Below are 20,759 nucleotides of genomic sequence, written 5' to 3' on the forward strand. Positions count from 1 at the left end.
CCCTTCGCGGATTTTAGATTTTAGATTCGGGAATGACTTACGGGATTTTGAATGGGAGGATCTCAGTTTTGCATTTACTAGAGTGCTATCCCCGAAGAGCGAGTGTTACAGCACTCGCGAGAGCGCGACAGCGCGCAATATAATAAAAAATGCTTTTTTCAAAAATGAGATGCTCCCTTTTGAATTCCTCCTGTAGAATATCGGTTATTCGCAAACAGTATCAGGATTTTAGATTTTCTGTACGATAGCAACTGCATTGGCAATCCCATCTTCAGCTTGGATTTGCGCCGCCAGATTGGCGGCGCGTTAAGGCATTGTTTGATGTTATAGCCTGTTGAATCGCTTTTGTAAGTCGTTCAACTGAACAACCTAAAGTTTTGCTAAGGCTCGATCGATATGCACTTTCATTTTTTCGGCCAAGACAGGGACATTGGGTTCTTGAAGAATACTTAGATGATCTCCAGGGATATCATATATGTCTAATCCTCCAACTGCCAGATCCTTCCAGTTTTCCAAAGTGCTAAAGTGACTTTCATCCTTCGCTCGGAACAAAACCGCCCTGCCTGGATAAGGTTGTGGCTTGTAACTGTTGAAAGCGTAATTCCGAAACTCTACTCCAGGATCTACCTTATGATTATTAATCATCATGTCAGAAGTCGATTTAGTCTTCGATTTTAGGATCTTTTTTAACAAATAGGGAAGCCCTTGTTGGCGCAGCTTTTTGAGATGAAAAGCCAGCTTCTGGCTGAATGACAGTTTGTTTTTTCCTGGAATCGCACTATCCAAAAGACCCAGTAAAGCTACCTCCTCACCCTGTAAATGAAGTAGATGTGCCATTTCAAAGGCTACTAAGCCACCTAATGACTCACCCGCTAGGAGGTAAGGCCCTTTAGGTTGATGTTTTTGGATTTCTTTGAGATAGCGAGTTGCCATATCTGCAACACTCACTAAATCCGTTGGTGATTTGTCAAGTTTATCCTTTTGGAACATACTGACTTCCTCGTTGAGATAAACTCCATAACAGGTCTGGTCTTTGCCGAGGTGTCTTGACAAATCATAGTAAAGAAATATGCCGTAAATGAAGAATAAAGGTAGTTTGGAACTGCCTTCCTGAATCGTGACTAAAGCCTGTGCAGAAGACAAGCATCCTTCTTCGCGAAGGGTGTTAGCCAACTGCTGAATCGTTGGTGATTGGAAAAGAATAGCTAAAGATAGCTCTTTCTTGTAGGTTTCCTCTATTTCACGAATTAGCGATATCGCTAATAGGGAATGTCCTCCCAACTCGAAAAAATTATCTGTGGTACTGATGGGTGAAGTATGCAATACTTTTTCCCAAATCTTGATGAGTTGAATTTCCAAATCATCCTGGGGACGGGCCAATTCTCTTGGCTTTTCTTGCTGTACTTTATTTGTCGTCTCGGAGGGAGCGGGAGGATTGGGTGTGGCGGATTCGACTGGTTTTGCTTCGCGAGATTGTTCGGGTACGGGTAGAGCTTTACGATCGACCTTACCATTAGGTGTTAGGGGTAGAGCTTCCAAGAAAACAAAGATAGATGGCACCATATATTCTGGTACGTACTCCTTGAGCAGACTTCGCAGTTCTTGGATGGTGGGGTTCTGATTGTTGAGGGAGACAATATAGCCTACTAGACGCTTGTCGCCTGGAACATCTTCCCTGACGATGACCACCGCTTGCTGCACTTTGGGATCTTTGACCAAAACAGACTCGATTTCACCGAGTTCGATCCGAAAACCGCGAATTTTGACTTGAAAATCTAGGCGACCCAAACACTCAATATTTCCATCTGGCAAATAACGCGCTAAGTCCCCCGTCTTGTAGATTCGTTCGCTTGGACGAAATGGATTAGGAATAAATCTCTCTGTGGTTAAATCGTCACGCTGCAAATAGCCCCGGGCTAATCCTGAACCACCAATATGTAATTCCCCAGCCACCCCAATGGGAACGGGTTGCAGGAGAGGATCTAAGATGTAGATATCGGTGTTGGCGATCGGCTTACCAATTAAAATTCGCTGTTCGGCATCTTTGACTTGATAAACCGTTGACCAAACTGTTGTTTCTGTCGGCCCGTACATATTCCAAAGTTCCGTACCTTTGGCTAACAATTGGGCAGCCAATTCTTTAGGCATGGCTTCCCCACCGCAGAGCATTTTCATCGGGGAGTTACCTTCCCAACCCGATTCCAGCAATAATCGCCAAGTGGCTGGGGTAGCTTGCAATATCGTAATCCCCAATTGGACGATCGTCTTTAATAACTTTCTGCCATCCATGGCAGCTTCCCGACTCAGGATGACAACCTGGGCTCCCACAGTCAGGGGTAAGTACAGTTCTAAGACTGCAATATCAAACGAGAGAGTGGTGACAGACAGCAAAATATCCGCCTCACAAATTCCTGGTTGCTCGCGCATCGAACGTAAAAAATTGACTGCCCCGCGGTGAAGAACTTGTACGCCTTTGGGCTTACCCGTAGAACCAGACGTGTAAATGACGTAGGCCATGTTTTCTGGCGTAACATTTGCGATCGGTGTTTCGTGACTCTCTTGGACAATGAGAGACCAATCGGCATCCACACAGATGACCAATGCTTCTTTGGCTGCTTTGGCAGGCAGGTTCTTGACAAGCTGCTGTTGTGTTAACAATACTTTGGCTTTGGAATTCTCGATCATGTATTCGACGCGATCGTCCGGGTAGTTCGGATCTATGGGAACATAGGCTCCGCCCGCCTTCAGCACACCTAATAATCCCACCAGCATTTCCACAGAACGCTCGACACAAATGCCAACTAAATCATCTGGCTTTACCCCTTTTTTTTGTAAATAGTGGGCTAGTTGATTGGAGCGTTGATGCAGTTCTTGGTAAGTTAATGTTTGACCTTCAAAGGAAACCGCTATTTTCTCTGGAGTTGCTTCTGCTTGTTGAGTCACTAAGTGGTGGAGACATCGATATTGTGACTCATCTATTTGAGTCTGATTCCATTCCACAAGCAACACATTTTTCTCTTTGTCTGGCAACAACGGCAATGCAGAAATCGGTTGTTCTGCATGAGCCACAATCCCAGCCAACAAAATCTGGAAATGCTCGTTCATTCGTTCAATGGTTTCTGCATCAAACAAATCCGTGCTGTAAGACCAACTCCCCTCCAATCCTTCGCTGGTTGGTTTTAAAAACAAAGTTAAGTCAAACTTCCCTTCGTTATTTTCAATCACCCAAGGACTTGCTGTTAATCTTGACACATCGATCGTTTGGAAGGGAATATTTTCCTCAAAGACAAAGGTCACTTGAAACAGAGGAGAATAGCTCAAATCGATCTCGGGACAAAATTGATCGACCAACAAACAATAGGGTACATCTTGATAGGCTTGCGCTAACAAAACGACTTTCCTCACTCGTCCCAGAAACTCTAGGAACGTGGGATTGCCGGACATATCTGTACGAAGGGGGACAGCATTCACAAAATTTTCTGAATTCACACGGCTCACAAAAGGGGAGCCAACAATCACGTCTTCTGTACCTGTATAGCGATACAGCAAAATATTAAAGGCGGCTAACAGGGTTGTTGAGAGAGTGACCCCTTCCTGCTCGGCCAATATACCTAAGGCAGTCGCGATTTCCCCAGAAATGCCAAAAGACACAGAAGCTTCCCGAAAGGATTGCTCTGGGGGGCGCGGTCTGTCAGTGGGTAGGGGTAATAAAGGAGGGGCTCCAGCAAGTTGTTTTTTCCAATAGGCTAAGGAGTCTTGCAAGGGGAGCTTTCGTAGCTCTGACATCAGAGTTGCATAGGATGTTTCGTAGATTTCGCGATCGATAGATTGGAATTTGGGATCGTAATACAAGATTAATCTCAGGATCCCCAAGGCTGCGACCCATTCTTTAGCTCGTATATATCTCTGGATTTCGTAAGGCAATCGATCGCCAAAAATCTTAGTCCAGTGTTTTTTTCCTTCTTCATAGGCAACTAGATATTCTTCTTTTTTAGTTTGTTCAACGTAACTCCATTGCTGAGAATGATCTCGAATTGCATGGATCAGAAAGTAGGTCGATTTACTGGATATATTATTGCCAGTGTAGCGATATTGAGAAACGACTTCACCGTGGAAATAGACAGGAAAATTACGGGCAATTCGCAAACATAAATTGTAATCTTCGATCGCTAATACACTTGGATCAAATGCACCGATAGACTCAATGGCGACAGTATCGAGGGCAGCACGGCGAAACATAATACAACCGCATTGAATCCTATGCCGGATAGCTAAAATAGTTTCATAATTAGCAACTTCAGGCTGATTCTCATATTTCTCTTCTACTTTGTAGGAGCCATCAGGTTGAATGGAATAGAAGAAATAACGACCAAAGACAAAGCCCACCTCTGGCAGGGCGTTGAGATGCTTGACTCCAATCTCGATCGCTTCAGGTAAAAGGCAGTCATCACTATCCAGGAAAACAATATACTCTCCCGTACTAACCCGCAGGCCAGTATTGCGTGCAGCCGCCACACCTTGGTTTGTTTGATAGACGTATGTTACTTTCGGGTAGCGATCGCAGACTTCTTTCGTATCATCAGTAGAGCCATCGTCTACTACGATCACCTCAAACGGAGGGTAGCTTTGTTCCAGAATGCTCTCAATCGCTTCCGGTAAAAATTGGGCGCAATTATAAGATGGAATCACTACCGATACATTTTTTGTCATTTTCTAGACTCCCAAAGTTATGTTAAAAGTTTCTGCACCCAATATTTAAAATATATCTCTCCAGACATCTATCTGTCCACACATTTATCTGTCCCCACATCTATCTGTCACAACAAAATTGCCATAGCAAGGAGAAACGTGCCGATTTTGCGAGGGCGGGAGGTCTTTACTATCCCTTCCCTGGCACACATGGCTCGATCTGCACAGGTTAAGATACCGTGCAAGGCAGTGGAAATACCTAAAATACCACACCTATTTTTACATCCATTTAAGTAGGTAGGTAGGCGAGATTAAATAAACTTTATTATGTAACAATATGTAAACAAAACTCACCAATGCTGCGATCGTGCTTTTGAATACTTTATAATCGTTTACATATTTGCGTTTTACAGCGCCGACCTACTTAATGGTAATTGGTAATCAGTAGACCTCTTGCAAAAGTCCTTTTAATCAAATTTTGGGACGATGCTCAGAGCAACGTCCCAGAAAAAAAATTGTGGGACGTTGCTCGGAGCATCGTCCTAACTATTTTTGAAGGAAGTCTAGTCCTCGGAAACAAAAACTAAAGTCCTCACTACAAACCCATAAAAGTTCGTGGTGAGGACTTCCGTTCTAAAACTCAGATGTTACTAAGCCGCAGCCAAATTTGCTGCTGCGAAATCCCAGTTAGCCAAATTGTCTAGGAAATTAGCAATGTAATCGGGACGGCGATTTTGGAAATCCAAATAATAAGCGTGTTCCCACACATCCAAAGTCAGCAAAGGAGTTTGGCCGTGTGCTAGCGGGGTGTCAGCGTTAGCAGTTTTGGTAACTTTTAAAGTACCGTTGTCCAAAACCAGCCAAGCCCAACCACTACCGAACTGAGTTGTCGCAGCAGCCTTAAATTCTTCTTTGAATTTGTCGAAGCTGCCAAAGTCGGTATTGATTTTATCAGCTAAAGCTCCTGTCGGAGTGCCGCCGCCGCCCGCTTTGAGGGAATTCCAAAAGAAATTGTGGTTCCAAACTTGACCTGCATTGTTGAAGATGCCGGCTTTGGATGGATCTTTGGCAGATTCCATTACAATTTCTTCTAGGGATTTGCTGGCTAGTTCGGTGCCTTCAATCAGTTTGTTGAGATTGGTCACGTAAGCAGCATGGTGCTTGTCGTGGTGGAACGAAAACGTGTTGGCCGACATATGACCTGACTCTAGGGCGTCAGCGGCGAAGGGTAATGGTGCGAGTGTAAATGCCATTGTGTTCAATCCTCTCTTGGTGGCTTTTTTGGGTTGACTTTCCGGCTTTTGTATGATTTGAGCCTAGAGTCGCTAGCTTGAGTTTATCAAGCTGTCGTAATTAATTTTTGACAATTCTCATATTTTATCTCAATTGCAGCATTTTAGAAGCTTGAATTCTACTTTTCACCAAATCTACTAATACCAGGTTTCACATAGCACAAACATTGCCTAAAAGTCAACCCGCCTGGGCAATATATAAAAGTTGGTAGGAAATTGTCACTAGACAGAATTTTAATGATGGTTATAAATAAATTAAACCTGTTTTTTATCAAATATAAGCTCAATTTAACTTAAGCTGTAAGCAAGTCCAACAAATTGCCGGAGCAGCCAATGGAAAACCGTTCAAACAATCAGACCAATTCTCCTCCTAAATGGTTGAATTTGAAACTAATAGTCAGCGGTCTGGAAACAGTTCAAGACTTAATTGTTATTTCTTTGTGTATTGGTTTGTTCTGTTTCATGGTACTGGAACTGCGAGAAATGTTTTTCTCGCTGCTGCCTCCTTTGAATTTTCAGCAAGTGACAGCAGACATTCTATTTCTCTTAGTTTTGGTGGAATTATTTCGGCTTTTAATTATTTATTTGCAAGAGCAGCGCGTTTCAATTGGTGTGGCGGTTGAAGTTTGTATTGTCTCTGTTTTGCGAGAAGTTATCGTGCGGGGTGTTCTGGAAACTCCCTGGGTTCAAATATTGTCAACAGGTGGATTTTTGCTGGTTTTGGGAATATTGTTGGTCATCCGAGTTTGGTTGCCACCAACTTTTGAGGGAATTGACCCGGAACGCCGTTTTGCTAGCCGAAAAAGAAATCTGTCAGAGCCGGAATCTTCTTCAGAGCCTGTGACGGTAAATAGTAAGTTCAATTCTCATTGAGTATGGCGAGACAGGCGATTTGAAATTTGCTCTACAGCTTGTATGGTTACAATTTATCGTCTGTTGTAAAATAACCATGATAACTTTCGTAGTGAGGATTAAAGTCATATGAAAATAGAGGGGAATGACTAAAGTCCTCGCTACGAACATGGGAAGGACTAAAGTCCTCACTACGAACCTGTATTGAGGATTAAAGTCATCTGAAAATAGAGGGGAAGGACTAAAGTCCTCACTACGAACCTATTTGATTGCGGTTCGCGGTCAGCACTTTAGTTATATGAAAATAGAGGAGAAGGACTAAAGTCCTCACTACGAACCTATTTGATTTGGGTTATTCGAGGTGACACAATATTAGCTGTTCGCCTGCAATTCGCCTAGACGAGCTAACACTTCTTTGGAGTGAATGGCGGGATTAACTTTAACAAATGTTTCCCGCAAAATTCCTTCTGGGTCAATAATAAAACTGTGGCGGGATGAGATAAAACTCATCCAAGAACCGTAAGCTTTACTTATTTTGCCGTCGGTATCTGCTAATAGCGGAAATTTTAAGCCTTCAGAATCGCAAAATTCCGCGTGGGAGTTGACATCATCGGCGCTGATGCCGATGATTTGAGTGTTTTTTGCTAAGTATTTCGGCAAGTCTTGCTGGAATCGACGCGCTTCGATCGTACAACCGGATGTAAAATCTTTGGGATAGAAGTAGACTACCAGCCACTTCCCGCGATAATCGGACAGCGAGATTTGCCCGTCGCCGCTGTTTGTCGGTAAGCTAAAGTCTGGTGCAGCTTGATTCACCGCCGGCAGTTTGCCGCCGAGGGCCAAGGCTGGAGGGGCAAAATTGAAACTCACAAAGGCTAGACAAATTGCCAATAAAGTGCTAAAAAACTTGCGCCGGGAAATCATAAATTAACAAGTAGAACTGTACTTAACACAAGTTTACAGTTTTCTGATTAAATGGGTAGGGGCAATTGGCGAATTGCTTCTAATACTAAATCCGAGTTACCCGCCTCTTTGATGATTCGGCGGTTAAAACCGCTTTTATAGAGAGGAAGCTCGCTGCTGCGGGCTAAGAAATAAAGGGAACATTTAACCAGGATTTGGTATCAAACCGAAATATCACTCACTCAAATAGAAATTTACTTATGAGCGCTGCACTCCCGTTAACAGGCAAAGTTACAGTAGTCCAGGTAATTAATGGTCAACCGGTGGTAATCGAAGTAGACGGCACTAATGCGCCGATTACTGGGGGAAATTTTGTTGATTTAGTTGAACGCGGCACCTACGATGGGGTGATGTTTCACCGAGTTGTGCGCCAGCCTGATCCTTTTGTGGTGCAAGGCGGCGATCCGCGCAGCAAGGATACTAGCATTCCGGCGGGTCAATTGGGAACGGGTAATTTTATCGATCCGGATACTAATCAGGCGCGTTTTATTCCTTTGGAAATCAAGCCGCAAGGGGCAGCACAGCCAGTTTACAACCAAGTTGTGACCGAAAAGCCACAGTTGCCACACACGAAAGGGGCAGTGGCAATGGCTCGTTCTAGTGCTTTGAATTCGGCTTCTTCGCAGTTCTATTTTACTTTAGATGCTTTGCCGTTTTTGGATGGCAATTATGCTGTTTTTGGCAATGTAGTTCAAGGTTTTGATACGGTTAATGCGGTGCAGCAGGGCGATCGCATTTCGAGTGCCAAAGTCGTTGCAGGGATTGTCCCCAGTCGGGTTTCGAGTATTATTCCCAATGCTGCTGTGTTGAATAGTTTTGTGAATAATACTAATTTTGTAAATCTGCCTTTGCGATCGCTCAACTTGCCTAATACGCCGAACAACTATCAAGTCACTGCCCAAGACTCTCAGCAAAACCCCAGCGGCGTGCGCGGAGCTAGCGCCAACGATCGCATTATCGGTTCATCGATTGATGATGCCATCAACGGCGGCAAAGGCAACGACACTATCACCGGCGAAGCAGGCGACGACTTTCTCAGGGGTGGCAAAGGTAGCGACTTAATTAGCGGTGGTGTTGGCAACGATATTATCAACGGAAATTTCGGCGACGATACTCTTAATGGCGATGCTGGTAACGACTTTTTAAGGGGTGGGCAAGGGAATGATGTCTTAAATGGTGGCGATGGCAATGATATTTTAATTGGGGATACAGGCAACGATACTATCACTGGAGGTAGTGGTGCAGATACTTTTGTTTTGGTTGGAGTCGATCCTGCGAGTCTGCCTTTTATTCTCCTACTCCCAACGAATCATACAATACTTGATTTTAAACCAGGTGAAGGCGATCGCATTGGTTTGACAGGAAAATTATCGGATACCACATTCACTCAATCTGGTAGCGATACTTTAATTAACTTAGCTGGGTCTCCTGCTATTGTAAAAAATGCTACTGTCGATTCTGTCAAAAATGCAGTTTTTGCAATTCCTTTGTCTCCGATTGTTCCTCGTCCTAATGACCTGCCCACTGGCGATGCAGCCTTAAGAATTGGGTAATTTTAAGTGAATTGGGTTGAGTTGAACTCGACCCAATTTCTAATGCTTTTCGGCTCAATATCCATATCTTTTATTAGATGCCAGCCCCTGGTTGTACAATCTATTTTTTATGGCTTATGCCAAATTTAATTAATAACATAACTTTCTGAGTTTAGAGACAGCATCTTGATAGCAATCCATTCTCGATTGCTGCTTAAATAGCCCTGCTGCTTTCTGAAAATCTTCAAATGCTCCCTGCACCTCTCTCAATTTATATCTAGTCACTCCTCGGTTGAAGTAAGCTTTAGCAAAATTGCGATCGAGGCGAATTGCTGATTCAAAATCAGCTAGTGCTGCGAGGGAATTTTCCATTTGCAGGTGGATAGTGCCTCGGTTGAAGTAAGCTTGAGATAAATTGGGTTTGAGCAGGAGTGCTGAGTTGTAATCTGCGATCGCCCCAGCGTAATCTTTTAAGCCAGCTAGCATAAACGCCCGATTGTTGTAATACTTGGCTCGATAGGGATTGAGTTCGATGGCGGTAGTTAAATCTGCGATCGCAGACTGTTTGTCGCCTAATCTGTAGCGGGCAACACCGCGATCGTTGTAAGCTGGTGCGAATTGCGGATTAATGTTGATTGTGGCGGTGAAATTTTTAATCGCAGCGTGCAAGTCTTTTTGTTCGAGACTTTTTAAAGCTGCACTGTAAACCTTCTTGGTGCTAACGTCTAAATTTGCCTCTTGTCGCGCTTGGGCTTGCTCGCCCGAAAATACTTTACCTGAAGTATTGGCGAATCCCAAAAATTCGATCGAATTGAAAATAGTTGTGACAGCTAATTGACTCGGGAGAAAGGGGATAGTACGCATGGGAGGGCGGGTGTTTAACTGTATGCTCTAATTTTCTTGCATATTGTCAGCTACTGACAGTGATATCCGTACTCTCACAGAGGTGATAAGTTTGAGGAGATTTGGTGATGCTCGGGGATTGATTTGTGTGATGACAGTTGGGTTTAGTTCGTGATGCCAGTCACAATTAAGGATACTTGCGTCTATAAACCCCTAAATTTCGTAGTTTTAAGCGAACTGAACAATTTATTTTTGCTGGCCAGATTCACCAGAGAAAGAGGGAGAGAGCAAGATGTGGAGAATATTTGACGGTGGAGGAGAATAGTTTATTAAAATATACAATTTAAATGGGCAACAGCTTATTACATTGTCGCAAGATATGCTATCAGTAAATTCCGATCGCACTTGCGAGCATCTGATACAGGGTTTAGGGAAAAAACATCTGTAGCACCGACGCATCTGTGAAGCAACCCGTTTTCTAGGTAAGACGATTCACCCGTAACTGGCCGGGTTAAGTTGGGGGCTGGGCTAAGGGCGATCGACATTTCACTAATATTTTTGAGTAATATTGCCGATGAAAGTTGCTTATTCTTTGATATGCTCTGATTACACATCAAGAATCTATTGCAGTGTCAATGAAAATAGTTCTGACGTTAAAAACTTTCTTCGCGACAGTATTCGCGATCGTCCTGTTCAGTCTCTACTTAACACCTCCGGTTCTGGCCGCGAATGCGGAGGATCTGAGTCAGCTATTAAAAGATAATTGGTGCGTCAGCTTTCTGTGGAAGCAATGCGATTTGAGCGCTGCCGATTTGCGAGAAGCTAATCTCCAAGAAGCCAACTTGAGCGGTGCCAACCTGAGCGGCGCAAACTTGTCCGGTGCTAATTTAAAAAATGCTGACCTTTCTGACGCAGATCTCACCAACGCTAACTTAGCAAATGCTGATATTTTGGGTACGGATCTCAGTCGAGCAAATTTAACCGAAGCTAATTTCAACCGCACAAAATTGTGGGATGCTAATCTGACTTTGGCAAATCTGACTCGCGCCAATTTACAAGATGCTAATTTGTTGGATTCTAGACTTTGGGGAAGCAATCTCACCCAAGCTAATTTAACTGATGCGACCCTGCACGGTGCTGATTTGCAATATGCTAATCTGGCAGACACTAATTTGACAAATGCTGACTTGCACAGTTTCTTTTTCCGAGGTTCCAAGCAAGTTACGAATCTGAGCAATGCTAATCTAGAAGGCGCTAATTTAACGGGAGCAAATCTCAGAGGTGCGGTGCTGAATGGGGCAATAATGCCGGACGGCTCTATTAATAATGAAGAAATTGGCTTTAATTTAAAGTGAATTGTGTCTGAATACAGTTGACAGTTGACAGTTGACGGTTGACAGTTGACAGTTGACAGTTGACAGTTGACAGTTGACAGTTGACAGTTGACAGTTGACAGTTGACAGTTGACAGTTGACAGTTGACAGTTGACTGATGCTTTTCGCGAGCGGGGACAGCACTAATGCCCAATGCCCAATGCCCTGTTTGGCCAATGCCCAATGCCCAATGCCCAATGCCCAATGCCCAATGCCCAATGCCCAATGCCCAATGACTTAATTCGATCGCCAAACTGCATCCCACGGCCCGCCGCCAACTTCCAAACCGGCCAAAGAACTTTGAGCCTCTAAGATAATTTTAGAGCGCTGCTTGCCATTTTTTTCAACATTTCCCCCCAACAATTCTCGCAGTTGCAAGCGCAATTCGCCGTGCGTCGTATCGCGGCAGCAAAAAGCCATACCCTTGGCTGTAGGAGTTCGCACATAGGTGCCAGAACTCTTTGTACTGCCACTTAACTCAACTTCAAACTGGCTGTTTCTCGCCTGCATTTTCCAACTTCCCCAAGGTTCAATATTCCAAGTTACTTGGGAATTCCAAGGCACAAATTCGTAGAATTTGCCTCGGTAATGGATGCCAATCATTGCTACCGATTCCATCCACCACAGCACGCCCCGCTTGCCACCCCCAGCAGTTAATGCTAAATCGCTTTCGCCTTGAAAACAATTGCAATTTATCCAAAACCATTTTTGCGGAAAAGCACCGCCCCAGTTTTTTTCGGTGTAAGCGGGAGCGTCTTTAAATTCATAGCGTTCGCCGTTCCAATCGATCCAACCCGTGGCTAAACCGTGAGCCATTAAAATTTGCCATCCAGGCTCAAACACTGGTAAAAAAGATAGCATTCCCGCCGTGGATTTTTGGAGTTCGTCGGAGTTTCCCCAGCCGTAAACAGGTTTGATTTCGTATTGCCAAAAACAGTGATTGCCAGTTCCTGGATCGTGCAGATAACCTTGATTCAAAGTAGCAGTAGCTTGATAGCCTTCTTGGACGCGACTGTCGAATACTTGTGGTTCTAAATATTCTGGTTTAATTTGTAAATCTGTTTTGCCCCAATGTCCTAAACCCAATGTGTTTCGCTGTGCCCAAAACTTATTTACATCGGGGAAGGTGCGGCACAAATAACTATCTTTGGGGCCGAGAATTTGGGCGGCACCGCCGCTGTAAGGTTGACCGCCTCTGGGGTCTTCTATGGAATACATGAATGCAAAGGATTGTCCGTGAATTGGTAATGTTATTCGGTAGTACCAGCCTTCAAAAAAGCGCCGGGAACTGCCGTCCCAGTGGTAGCCGCTGTGGGGAGTTTCAATAGTTTTGAGTTTTGAGGGTGAATTTGACATACAATTACTAATATAATAAAGGAGATTTATTGGTCATTACTCATACAATGTCAGGTCAATTACCTAAAATAAAAAATGTTTGTAGTGAGGATTTTAGTCCTCAGATGGATGCGGACTAAAGTCCTCACTACAAACCAATCTGATTGTAGTGAGGACTTTAGTCCTCAGATGGATGCGGACTAAAGTCCTCACTACAAACCAATCTGATTGTGGTTATCCGAGCGGACATGATATTAGTGGTCATTAGGGAGAAGAAACAAGCAGGAGCAGTGAATTACCGATTGCCGATCGCCAATTACCCATATAATAGGATATTCATTATGTCTTTAGCACTTTGGCGATCGCCCTTAGCGCGATCGCTCCACCGCAACCGCAGTCTTGCCTATGCCCGCTACTTGCAACTAGCAACGGTTCGTCCTGACGGGCGTCCTGCTAACCGCACTGTGGTGTTTCGAGGCTTTTTGGAAAACACCAACCAGTTAAAGTTTATTACAGATATTCGCAGTCAAAAGGCAGAGGAAATTAATCTCTATCCTTGGGCGGAGATTTGCTGGTATTTCCCTAAAACTCGCGAACAATTTCGGATTGCTGGAAAGCTACTTTTGGCAGGGGCAGATTGTTCAGATGTAGAGTTGTGCGCCAAGCGCCGCACAGCTTGGCAGGAGATTTCTGAGGGGGCTCGATCGCAATTTGGTTGGCCCGAACCTGGGGAAGACAAGGCTGAGGCTACTGCTTTTGATTGTGCTTCCCCAGATGCGATCGAGCCGCTGCCTAATTTTTGCTTGCTGCTGTTGGAACCGGAAACGGTGGATTTTTTGGAGTTGCGGGGGGAACCCCAGAACCGATCGCTTTACGGGCGCGACGGAGATGGCAATTGGTTTGTGCGATCGGTCAATCCTTGAAAAAGAAGTCATTAGTCAGCAGTCATTAGTCATTAGTCATTAGTTATTGGTTATTGGTTATTTGTTGTCATATCGTCTTCTGTCGATTGACCGCGATAATATCCGTTCGTAGTGCGGACTTTAGTCCGCAATATGCTGCGGACTGAAGTCCACACTACGAACAGTTTTTTGTTATAGTAATCGACCGGACATGATATCAGTTCCAATCCCCTGTTTGCCAAATGCCCTGTTTGCCCAATGCCAAATGCCCTGGGCGGGCGAATGCCCAATGCCCCATGCCCCATGCCCCATGCCCCATCCCTCCGCTTCGCTTCGCCCAATTCCCAATTCCCAATGCCCAATTCCCAATTCCCAATTCAAATTTTAGATGCCGGTGCCGTCGAAAAATTCTTGAATTGCTTTATCTTTTAACTTGCAGCTAGGGGTTGTAACGGGCTGGGTTTTTTCGGCTAAGGCTACATTGCTGGCTTGGTTTAAAGCTTCTGATACTGATTGGAAATTGTGGGAATTGGAAACAGAAGTTAATGAGGCAGATGGTTGAGCCTGCAAAGTTTTTAGTTGCTGTTCGAGGGACTCGATACGATCGACTAAAGAGCGAATTACCGCAGCTTCCGAATCCGGCAAACTGCCGTGTTCTAGGGGATTGACGCGCACTCCCGATCGATAAACGATGCGGCCGGGAATCCCTACAACGGTACAGTCAGATGGTACGTCGCGCAGGACGACGGAACCGGCGCCGATGCGAACGTTGTTGCCAATTAGCAAGTTGCCGAGCACCTTGGCGCCGGCACCGACAACTACATTTTCACCCACAGTAGGGTGACGTTTGCCGCTTTCCTTGCCTGTGCCGCCGAGGGTGACACCTTGGTAAATTAGGGCAAAATCGCCGACGATCGCAGTTTCGCCGATCACAACCCCCATACCGTGGTCGATGAAGACGCTTTTGCCGATCGTTGCCCCTGGGTGAATTTCAATGCCGGTCAAAAAGCGAGCAATGTGGGAAATTAAGCGGGGAATGAAGGGAAGGCCCAGTACGTAAAGCCAGTGTGCGAGGCGGTGCAGCACTAGGGCCTGAAGACCTGGGTAACAAAACAAAACTTCCAGCCAGTTGCGAGCGGCTGGGTCGCGATCGAAAATAATACTGAAGTCAGCTCTAAGAGTCTTTAGCACTTTCGGATTTACCAATTTTGGTTAAACACGGCACTTTCGATCTTACATTTTACTCGACGGGGGAAGTTATTGACCGATCGCGAGATTGGGGGAGTGGGAGATTGGGGGAGTGTCCCTGGAGGAGATTGGGGGAGATTTCGAGAAAATTTGAGGATATTCGATCGTCCCCATCCCACAGTGCCGTTGCGTTTTATTCCTGTGGAGCTTTTTTTGACAGTGCGATCGCACTACAAATGTCAAACCCAGATGCACGTTATTCCTGTACTGAGATCGTATAGTTAGACTTGACTCCGGGTTCGAGTGTGCCGACCCAAATTTTGTATGAGCCTGCTTGCCAGTCTGAATCTACAATGCCAGCATCTTTATTCTGACCTGTATCGTCTCCGCAACGCACGGTGTTACCAGGGCCTTGTACGAGTAAGGTGGTGTCCTTGCCTCCGCTGTTGACTTGGATGGTGAGTTTGGAAAAGTTTTGCTGCAACTGTATGATGTGGTCGGGAGTGGGGGTGGCAAAACCCAAACATTTGTTTTTGTGGCGATCGGCGTTGGCAATGGCAGATAGAGAGTACGATCCGCCTGTGGAACCTCTCAAAGCTGCTGTTGGCGCCCCAAAACCTCGCGATAAAATTAATGTGCCGAAATTGGCTGTTTCTGCTAAAACGGGGTGGGTGGCGATCGCACAAGTCGCAGCTAAGATCGCAGCGTTTTTGAAATGAGCTCGCGGATTAAACAACATGGCAATACTCCTCTGTCACAACTTAAAATCACAACTCAGAATTCACCCATCGCAGCCCCAAGAATCCGAACTAGGAGAGGAAGCACATTTTTTTTTAATTAGTTCAAAACCTCTTGGTTTCTCTTCCTTATTTTTATCAGAACAACACCTGTGCGATCGCCCTTCCTCGTGCCACTCCCGGTTCTGCCACACGCGCCCTGCTCGCATCCGCAATTGTACGGTGTCAAAATGATAAATTTGATACTGCTTGCCTCTGTATTGACAATTGCTTCCCTATTCGCCGAGGCTTTGCTATTGTTACCTATGAGTCTATCTGGGTGGATCCATTTCCCGGTTTGGCTCAGCCTGACTTTGATTTTGCTGGCTATTTCTTGGTGCTTGGGGGATTAGTTGACAGCGCTCGATGAGGAGTTATTAGTTATTCAAAAGCCAATTATCAATCTTTCCGCTTCGCCCAACGGTCAATTCCCCTTGGTACAAATTGGACCTATGCAAGGGCCTCGGGTGCGATCGTGTATACTGCAAAATTGACAATCAGAAATCTAAAATCTAGGAATTGACATCTACCTATAGACAGAATAATGCAACGAGAAATTTCTGCGCTCTCTGAATTTCGCTCGAATGACAAAACTTTTCTGGAAACTCCTAAGAAACAGTCGCGTCCGATACACCGGGCGATCGTGTTAATGCTAGTAGCAACTGGTTTGCTGGGCCTGCACGCTAGCCGGCTGGTGGAATTGCAACTGGTACAAGGCAAGCAAAACCGAGAACGAGCCGAAAACAATCGCGTTCGCCTCGTACCCATGCCGGCGAATCGCGGACACATTGTCGATCGCAAAGGCAAGCTGCTAGCGGCTAACAATTTAGCTCGATCGGTCTATTTGTGGCCAAAAGAACAAACGACGGAAGAGTGGAAAGTGACAGCAGAAAAGTTGAGTCCGCTGCTCAAAATCCCGGCTAAAGAAATATTAGATAAATTAAAAAAGGTCGATCCTCTATCCTACAGACCGGTGCGAATCAGGCAAGCGATGCCGCCAGAATTGTTTGTACCGCTAGCAGAACAGGTGGGACAAATGCGGGGAGTGGAAGTGCGGCCAGAAGCGAGCCGCTACTATCCCGAAGGCAGTTTAGCTGCTCACGTTTTGGGATATATTGGCGAAGCTACCGCAGAAGACTTGAAAGCTCACCCGGAATATCCAATGGGGATGATTGTCGGTCAGATGGGCATAGAAGCGAGTTCTAATAAGGAAATTGCGGGAGTGTGGGGCGATCGGCTGATCGAAGTAAATGCCCAAAATCAAGAATTGCGGCTAATGGGAGAGACACCGCCCAAACCGGGCGAGGCAGTGCAGCTAACCATAGACTTGTCCATGCAAAAAGCAGCCGAAACAGCCCTGGGGAACCGCCGGGGAGCAGTAGTGGCCCTTGATGTGAAAACTGGTGCGGTATTAGTTTTGGCCAGCCACCCGACTTTTGACCCCAATCTGTTTACGCGAAAAATCAGTAAGGATGATTGGGCAACTCTTCAACAGGAAGAAAATCCATTTGTGAATCGAACCATGCAAGGCTATCCCCCCGGTAGCACGTTTAAAATTGTGACTTCCGTCGCGGGGATGGAGTCGGGCAAGTTTTCGCCGGACTCAATTATTGGTACTTCGTCTTACATTACTGTGGGGGGAATTGATTTTAACGAACACAGTGGCGGTTACGGCAACATCGGCTTTCGGGATGCCTTGGCTTTCAGCAGCAATACGTTTTTTTATCAAATCGGGATGAGTGCCGGGCCGGAGGAAATTGCTAAGTGGGGACACCGCTTGGGCATTGGCAAGGATACGGATTTGAAGCTTTTGGGCCTAGGCGGTGGCGATTACGGTCAAATGCCGACCCCGGCGGAGAAGGAAAAAATCTATAAAGAACCTTGGTATGCTGGTGATACGGTAACAATGTCGATCGGTCAGGGGTTCGTGTTGGTGACTCCTTTGGAGGCGGCGGTGATGGTAGGTTCGATCGCCAATGGTGGCAATCGCGTCAAACCGCATCTTTTGAGTTCTCTGACTGGCAAGCCTGAGACAAAACCAGTACCTACGGGGATGAAACCTTCGACAGTTAATGTGATTAAAGAAGGACTCGTGGCAGTAGTTACCGACGGTACGGGACAGGGGCTCAATGACGGTTCAATTCCACTAACAGCGGGCAAAACAGGGACTTCGGAGGTAATCGGACAGAAGGATCACTCGCTGTATGTAGCCTATGGGCCTGCGGACAAGCCGGAAATTGCGATCGCCGTGGTTGTGGAAAATGGCGGTTTTGGTTCTGTCGCGGCAGCGCCGATCGCCAAAGAGGTGTTTCAAGCTTATTTTGGCAAGCCGAAAACACCAGTCAACCCCATAGTGGTCAACCCTGAGTAGTCATGGGGCATGGGGCATTGTTGACTGTTGTTCGTAGTGCGGACTTCAGTCCGCAGCATATTGCGGACTGAAGTCCGCACTACGAACGAACGGATATTATCGCGGTCAACTGACCGGACACGATATGACAACTAACAACTGACTAATTAAGCCGCATAAATATTGTAGCTTTCCGAATTCCTGTTATTTCTCCCGTACTGGTGACAGTGAGCGATCGCAAGTGGTCAAAAAGCGGTCTTGCAGAAAGTTCAATTAACCTCAACAACGGAATTTGTTTTTCCCAAATTGCTCTGCTGGAGGGCCAGTCTAAATAAAAATAGCCATCGTTAGCTGGCGGTAGCGGTTCGATGCTGGTTTGAAAATCTTGATTTGCCACCAAAGAGCCTGTTTCGGCTGCTTTGAGTGCTGCATCCATTGCTTCTACCGAAGTGGTGAAAATTTCGTATTTGCCGACAGTGGCTCGAACTCCTTTTGCTTCAGTTTCGATCGCACTTTTGCTCTTATTTTTTCCATCGTAACTCTGGCTCGTTGTCAACTGCGTCCAAGCGGTAATTTTCTGGTTTCTGAGAGTAAAGTTGCCGATGCTGTATTCTTTACTCCGGGCAATTTCATCGAGTTTGTCGATCGCCTTTTGAGCATCAGCAGATTTTTCTGCCGCAAAAATCCAGTCGGGAGTGCTTGACGAACTCGGAAGTACGGCTAAAGCGTATTCTCCTTGTACCCAGTTAAATATATCCTGCGGCAAATTGACGCCCGAATTTTGCTGAATATCTGCGATCGCGCGATCGACTAATTTTGAAGCCTCTGCGTTAGTTGACACCGCCGACGACAAATCAGTCCAAAAATTCCTTAAATCGGTGCTGGCGACAGTGAAAGGACTGGCTGAGGGTATGTACTGCAAGGCTTGTACAGGTGCGGATAGTGTGGGAATTGCTGTTTTGTCTCCCGATGTCACCAAAGCAGTTTGGGCAAGCAATCCCCGTCGGTTGACTCCGATAGCAACTGCGAGGGAATTGGGGGAAACTTGCGGATTTTGCTCGGTTGCCGGCTGCGGAAGATTGACAAATCCTAAAGCTATTCTGCCTTGAGTTAGCTGCTGCAAAGCTTTTTGATAGTTAGGACTGTTGTTGAGATTTAGGCTGGCTGATTCTACGTTATCAATTGCATCTCGCAGCACGTTCGGACTGTTGGCAAATAAAACAAAACTGCTGTTACTTCCTGAATCAGAACTACCGCCGATTGCTGCTGTTGCAAAGCTAGGAGGCAAAGTTGAATTCGGTAGAGCAAGCGAGTTGAAAGACCAAATCGAATCTTTTTTGGGGTTAGTTATTGGTGACTCTTTATAATATATTTTGACACCTTTATATAGTTCCGACTGCACTGTTTTCTCCTTACGAGATTCTTTTTGCCAGTAGGAAGTGAGAAATTCTTGACTGCGATCGGCATTTTGGGAGGAAACGGCTAGCAGAAACCCGGCTTGTTTCCCGTTGTTGAGTTCGCGATCGTCGAAATCTGGCGTAGTGGTAGCGAAAGTAATTTCGTCACCTATCCAAGGTTGGATATCGCGGCTGTAATCCAGGTTAGTATTGACGAGGAGGCTTTTTTTGATTTGCTCGAATTCAGCGTGCGATCGACTTCTTTCTTCAGGAGAGGCAAAGATTTGTCGCAATGCTTCGAGGCGATCGGGATTTACCAGCATTGAAACTAACACAGGTGATTGTTTCGAGACAAACACAGCCGCAGCCGGAGTAGTCGTCGGCCCACCCGCGAGCAAATTTAGGGGAGTTTTGGTTGACAGCCAGTAAAAACCGCCTGCACTCAAGGCTAAGAGTGCCAAGACGCCAGCAATGAGGAAAGAAAAGAACGATCGCAGCTTCATACAAAAAGGACTAATGACCACAGTCTATTATTAACTACAGTAGCGCATGACCGTAGCTATTGACACCTGCAAAATATAGAGGCGGTGTCTGTGAGAAACCGCCCCAATATTGACAGGCTATTACCCGTCAGTTTATTTGTTTCTAAGTCGATAGTTGTGCCAATCTAGCTGTCAGTTCTTCAATCGACAATTGAGGTAATTCTGCCAATAAAGATGATAAATTGTCTGGAGATAAAGCCAGCAAATCATGGATAATACCAGCCGAAAGTTCAGATGACTGTTCCGTTTGAGGAAAATATTTTTTCAAAAGAGCTTCAGCCTATTTAATAGTTTTACCGAGTAGTTATTGCCTCGATTGTTTTGCCAATAATTAATTAGTGGTGTATCGCTCGCACGCCAGACAAGGGTAAGATCGATCGCCCGTCATACATACAAAAGTACGCGCGTGCGAAGCCCCAACCGTAGGGAATCGCCCGTAAAGTCGATCGCCCGCAGAATTGTGCCTATAATAATTATCGTGTCGATCGCACTCAAACAGCAGGCGCAACCGCAGCAGTGGGAGAATTCCGGGAATGGGTGACGAATAGGTAATTGTCAGTCTACCAACTCTTAACGTGCGATCGCCAAGAGTGCACCCAAACGACAATCAGAGAACTCGCACAAAACTGGTGTTTGACTGTAGGGGCGATCGACTTCAAGGAAGTTGTGCTCAAGCGCGATCGCCCGTAATCTAAGGAATGAAAAATAAATAAGGTGACTAAGGT

General features: G+C 45.6%; 18 protein-coding genes. 8 read left to right on the forward strand and 10 right to left on the reverse strand.

What is annotated here, in order from left to right; genetic code table 11:
* Positions 1 to 369 precede the first annotated feature (369 nt).
* A complete protein-coding gene (locus QZW82_RS04730) occupies positions 370 to 4,710 on the reverse strand; it encodes an amino acid adenylation domain-containing protein (protein ID WP_293145354.1) in 4,341 nt (1,446 codons plus the stop codon).
* Between the two features lie 629 nt (positions 4,711 to 5,339).
* Positions 5,340 to 5,942 (reverse strand): superoxide dismutase, encoded by a 603-nt coding sequence (locus QZW82_RS04735; RefSeq protein WP_293145357.1) that lies wholly within the window; start codon positions 5,940 to 5,942, stop codon positions 5,340 to 5,342.
* Positions 5,943 to 6,314: 372 nt separating this feature from the next.
* On the opposite strand from QZW82_RS04735, the gene QZW82_RS04740 reads away from it, so the two are divergent.
* Positions 6,315 to 6,854: a phosphate-starvation-inducible PsiE family protein gene (locus QZW82_RS04740; RefSeq protein ID WP_293145359.1), complete on the forward strand. Its 540-nt coding sequence runs from the start codon at positions 6,315 to 6,317 to the stop codon at positions 6,852 to 6,854.
* A gap of 351 nt (positions 6,855 to 7,205) precedes the next feature.
* Here the strand turns inward: QZW82_RS04740 and QZW82_RS04745 are convergent, their stop codons facing one another.
* Positions 7,206 to 7,757 carry a peroxiredoxin gene (locus QZW82_RS04745; protein WP_293145362.1) on the reverse strand — a complete coding sequence of 184 codons (552 nt, stop codon included), beginning with the start codon at positions 7,755 to 7,757 and terminating at the stop codon, positions 7,206 to 7,208.
* 239 nt (positions 7,758 to 7,996) lie between these two features.
* Here QZW82_RS04745 and QZW82_RS04750 point away from each other — a divergent pair, with 239 nt between their 5' ends.
* Positions 7,997 to 9,349, forward strand: a complete 1,353-nt coding sequence (locus QZW82_RS04750; protein ID WP_293145365.1) for a peptidylprolyl isomerase — start codon at positions 7,997 to 7,999, stop codon at positions 9,347 to 9,349.
* 129 nt (positions 9,350 to 9,478) lie between these two features.
* Here QZW82_RS04750 and QZW82_RS04755 read toward each other — a convergent pair whose 3' ends face one another.
* Positions 9,479 to 10,192, reverse strand: a complete 714-nt coding sequence (locus QZW82_RS04755) for a tetratricopeptide repeat protein (RefSeq protein ID WP_293145368.1) — start codon at positions 10,190 to 10,192, stop codon at positions 9,479 to 9,481.
* 614 nt (positions 10,193 to 10,806) lie between these two features.
* On the opposite strand from QZW82_RS04755, the gene QZW82_RS04760 reads away from it, so the two are divergent.
* The gene (locus QZW82_RS04760; protein WP_293145371.1) at positions 10,807 to 11,526 is read left to right on the forward strand and encodes a pentapeptide repeat-containing protein; all 720 of its coding nucleotides are present in this window, start codon (positions 10,807 to 10,809) and stop codon (positions 11,524 to 11,526) included.
* Here the strand turns inward: QZW82_RS04760 and QZW82_RS04765 are convergent.
* Together QZW82_RS04765 and QZW82_RS04770 are read right to left on the reverse strand one after the other, a co-directional pair.
* On the reverse strand, positions 11,513 to 11,797 hold the full coding sequence (locus tag QZW82_RS04765) for a hypothetical protein (RefSeq protein ID WP_293145374.1): 285 nt from the start codon (positions 11,795 to 11,797) through the stop codon (positions 11,513 to 11,515). The two genes, QZW82_RS04760 and QZW82_RS04765, sit on opposite strands and share 14 nt — an antisense overlap.
* Positions 11,782 to 12,900, reverse strand: coding sequence for a tocopherol cyclase family protein (locus QZW82_RS04770; RefSeq protein WP_293145377.1), 1,119 nt, complete (start codon positions 12,898 to 12,900; stop codon positions 11,782 to 11,784). The genes QZW82_RS04765 and QZW82_RS04770 overlap by 16 nt, the downstream gene beginning before the upstream one ends.
* A 320-nt stretch (positions 12,901 to 13,220) precedes the next feature.
* Here QZW82_RS04770 and QZW82_RS04775 point away from each other — a divergent pair, with 320 nt between their 5' ends.
* Positions 13,221 to 13,802, forward strand: a complete 582-nt coding sequence (locus QZW82_RS04775) for an Npun_F5749 family FMN-dependent PPOX-type flavoprotein (RefSeq protein WP_293145685.1) — start codon at positions 13,221 to 13,223, stop codon at positions 13,800 to 13,802.
* 50 nt (positions 13,803 to 13,852) lie between these two features.
* Here the strand turns inward: QZW82_RS04775 and QZW82_RS04780 are convergent, their stop codons facing one another.
* From QZW82_RS04780 to QZW82_RS04790, 3 genes are all read right to left on the reverse strand, one after another.
* The gene (locus tag QZW82_RS04780) at positions 13,853 to 14,143 is read right to left on the reverse strand and encodes a hypothetical protein (protein ID WP_293145380.1); all 291 of its coding nucleotides are present in this window, start codon (positions 14,141 to 14,143) and stop codon (positions 13,853 to 13,855) included.
* Between the two features lie 22 nt (positions 14,144 to 14,165).
* Positions 14,166 to 14,972: a serine O-acetyltransferase gene (cysE, locus tag QZW82_RS04785; RefSeq protein ID WP_293145383.1), complete on the reverse strand. Its 807-nt coding sequence runs from the start codon at positions 14,970 to 14,972 to the stop codon at positions 14,166 to 14,168.
* A gap of 253 nt (positions 14,973 to 15,225) precedes the next feature.
* Positions 15,226 to 15,708, reverse strand: a complete 483-nt coding sequence (locus QZW82_RS04790; RefSeq protein WP_293145386.1) for a hypothetical protein — start codon at positions 15,706 to 15,708, stop codon at positions 15,226 to 15,228.
* Between the two features lie 113 nt (positions 15,709 to 15,821).
* Between QZW82_RS04790 and QZW82_RS04795 the strand changes: the two genes are divergently transcribed.
* Together QZW82_RS04795 and mrdA are read left to right on the forward strand one after the other, a co-directional pair.
* Positions 15,822 to 16,115 (forward strand): hypothetical protein, encoded by a 294-nt coding sequence (locus QZW82_RS04795; RefSeq protein ID WP_293145389.1) that lies wholly within the window; start codon positions 15,822 to 15,824, stop codon positions 16,113 to 16,115.
* Positions 16,116 to 16,289: 174 nt separating this feature from the next.
* Positions 16,290 to 18,116: a penicillin-binding protein 2 gene (gene mrdA / locus QZW82_RS04800; protein WP_293145392.1), complete on the forward strand. Its 1,827-nt coding sequence runs from the start codon at positions 16,290 to 16,292 to the stop codon at positions 18,114 to 18,116.
* A gap of 142 nt (positions 18,117 to 18,258) precedes the next feature.
* Here mrdA and QZW82_RS04805 read toward each other — a convergent pair whose 3' ends face one another.
* Entirely contained in the window at positions 18,259 to 20,016 is a 1,758-nt protein-coding gene (locus tag QZW82_RS04805) for a DUF3352 domain-containing protein (RefSeq protein WP_293145394.1), read from the reverse strand.
* A gap of 424 nt (positions 20,017 to 20,440) precedes the next feature.
* Here QZW82_RS04805 and QZW82_RS04810 point away from each other — a divergent pair, with 424 nt between their 5' ends.
* Both QZW82_RS04810 and QZW82_RS04815 read left to right on the forward strand, forming a co-directional pair.
* Entirely contained in the window at positions 20,441 to 20,575 is a 135-nt protein-coding gene (locus QZW82_RS04810; RefSeq protein ID WP_293145396.1) for a hypothetical protein, read from the forward strand.
* Between the two features lie 11 nt (positions 20,576 to 20,586).
* A complete protein-coding gene (locus tag QZW82_RS04815) occupies positions 20,587 to 20,724 on the forward strand; it encodes a hypothetical protein (RefSeq protein ID WP_293145398.1) in 138 nt (45 codons plus the stop codon).
* Positions 20,725 to 20,759: the final 35 nt, after the last annotated feature.

Source organism: Microcoleus sp. bin48.metabat.b7b8b9.023, from assembly GCF_013299185.1.
In the GTDB taxonomy this organism is placed as follows: domain Bacteria; phylum Cyanobacteriota; class Cyanobacteriia; order Cyanobacteriales; family Microcoleaceae; genus Microcoleus.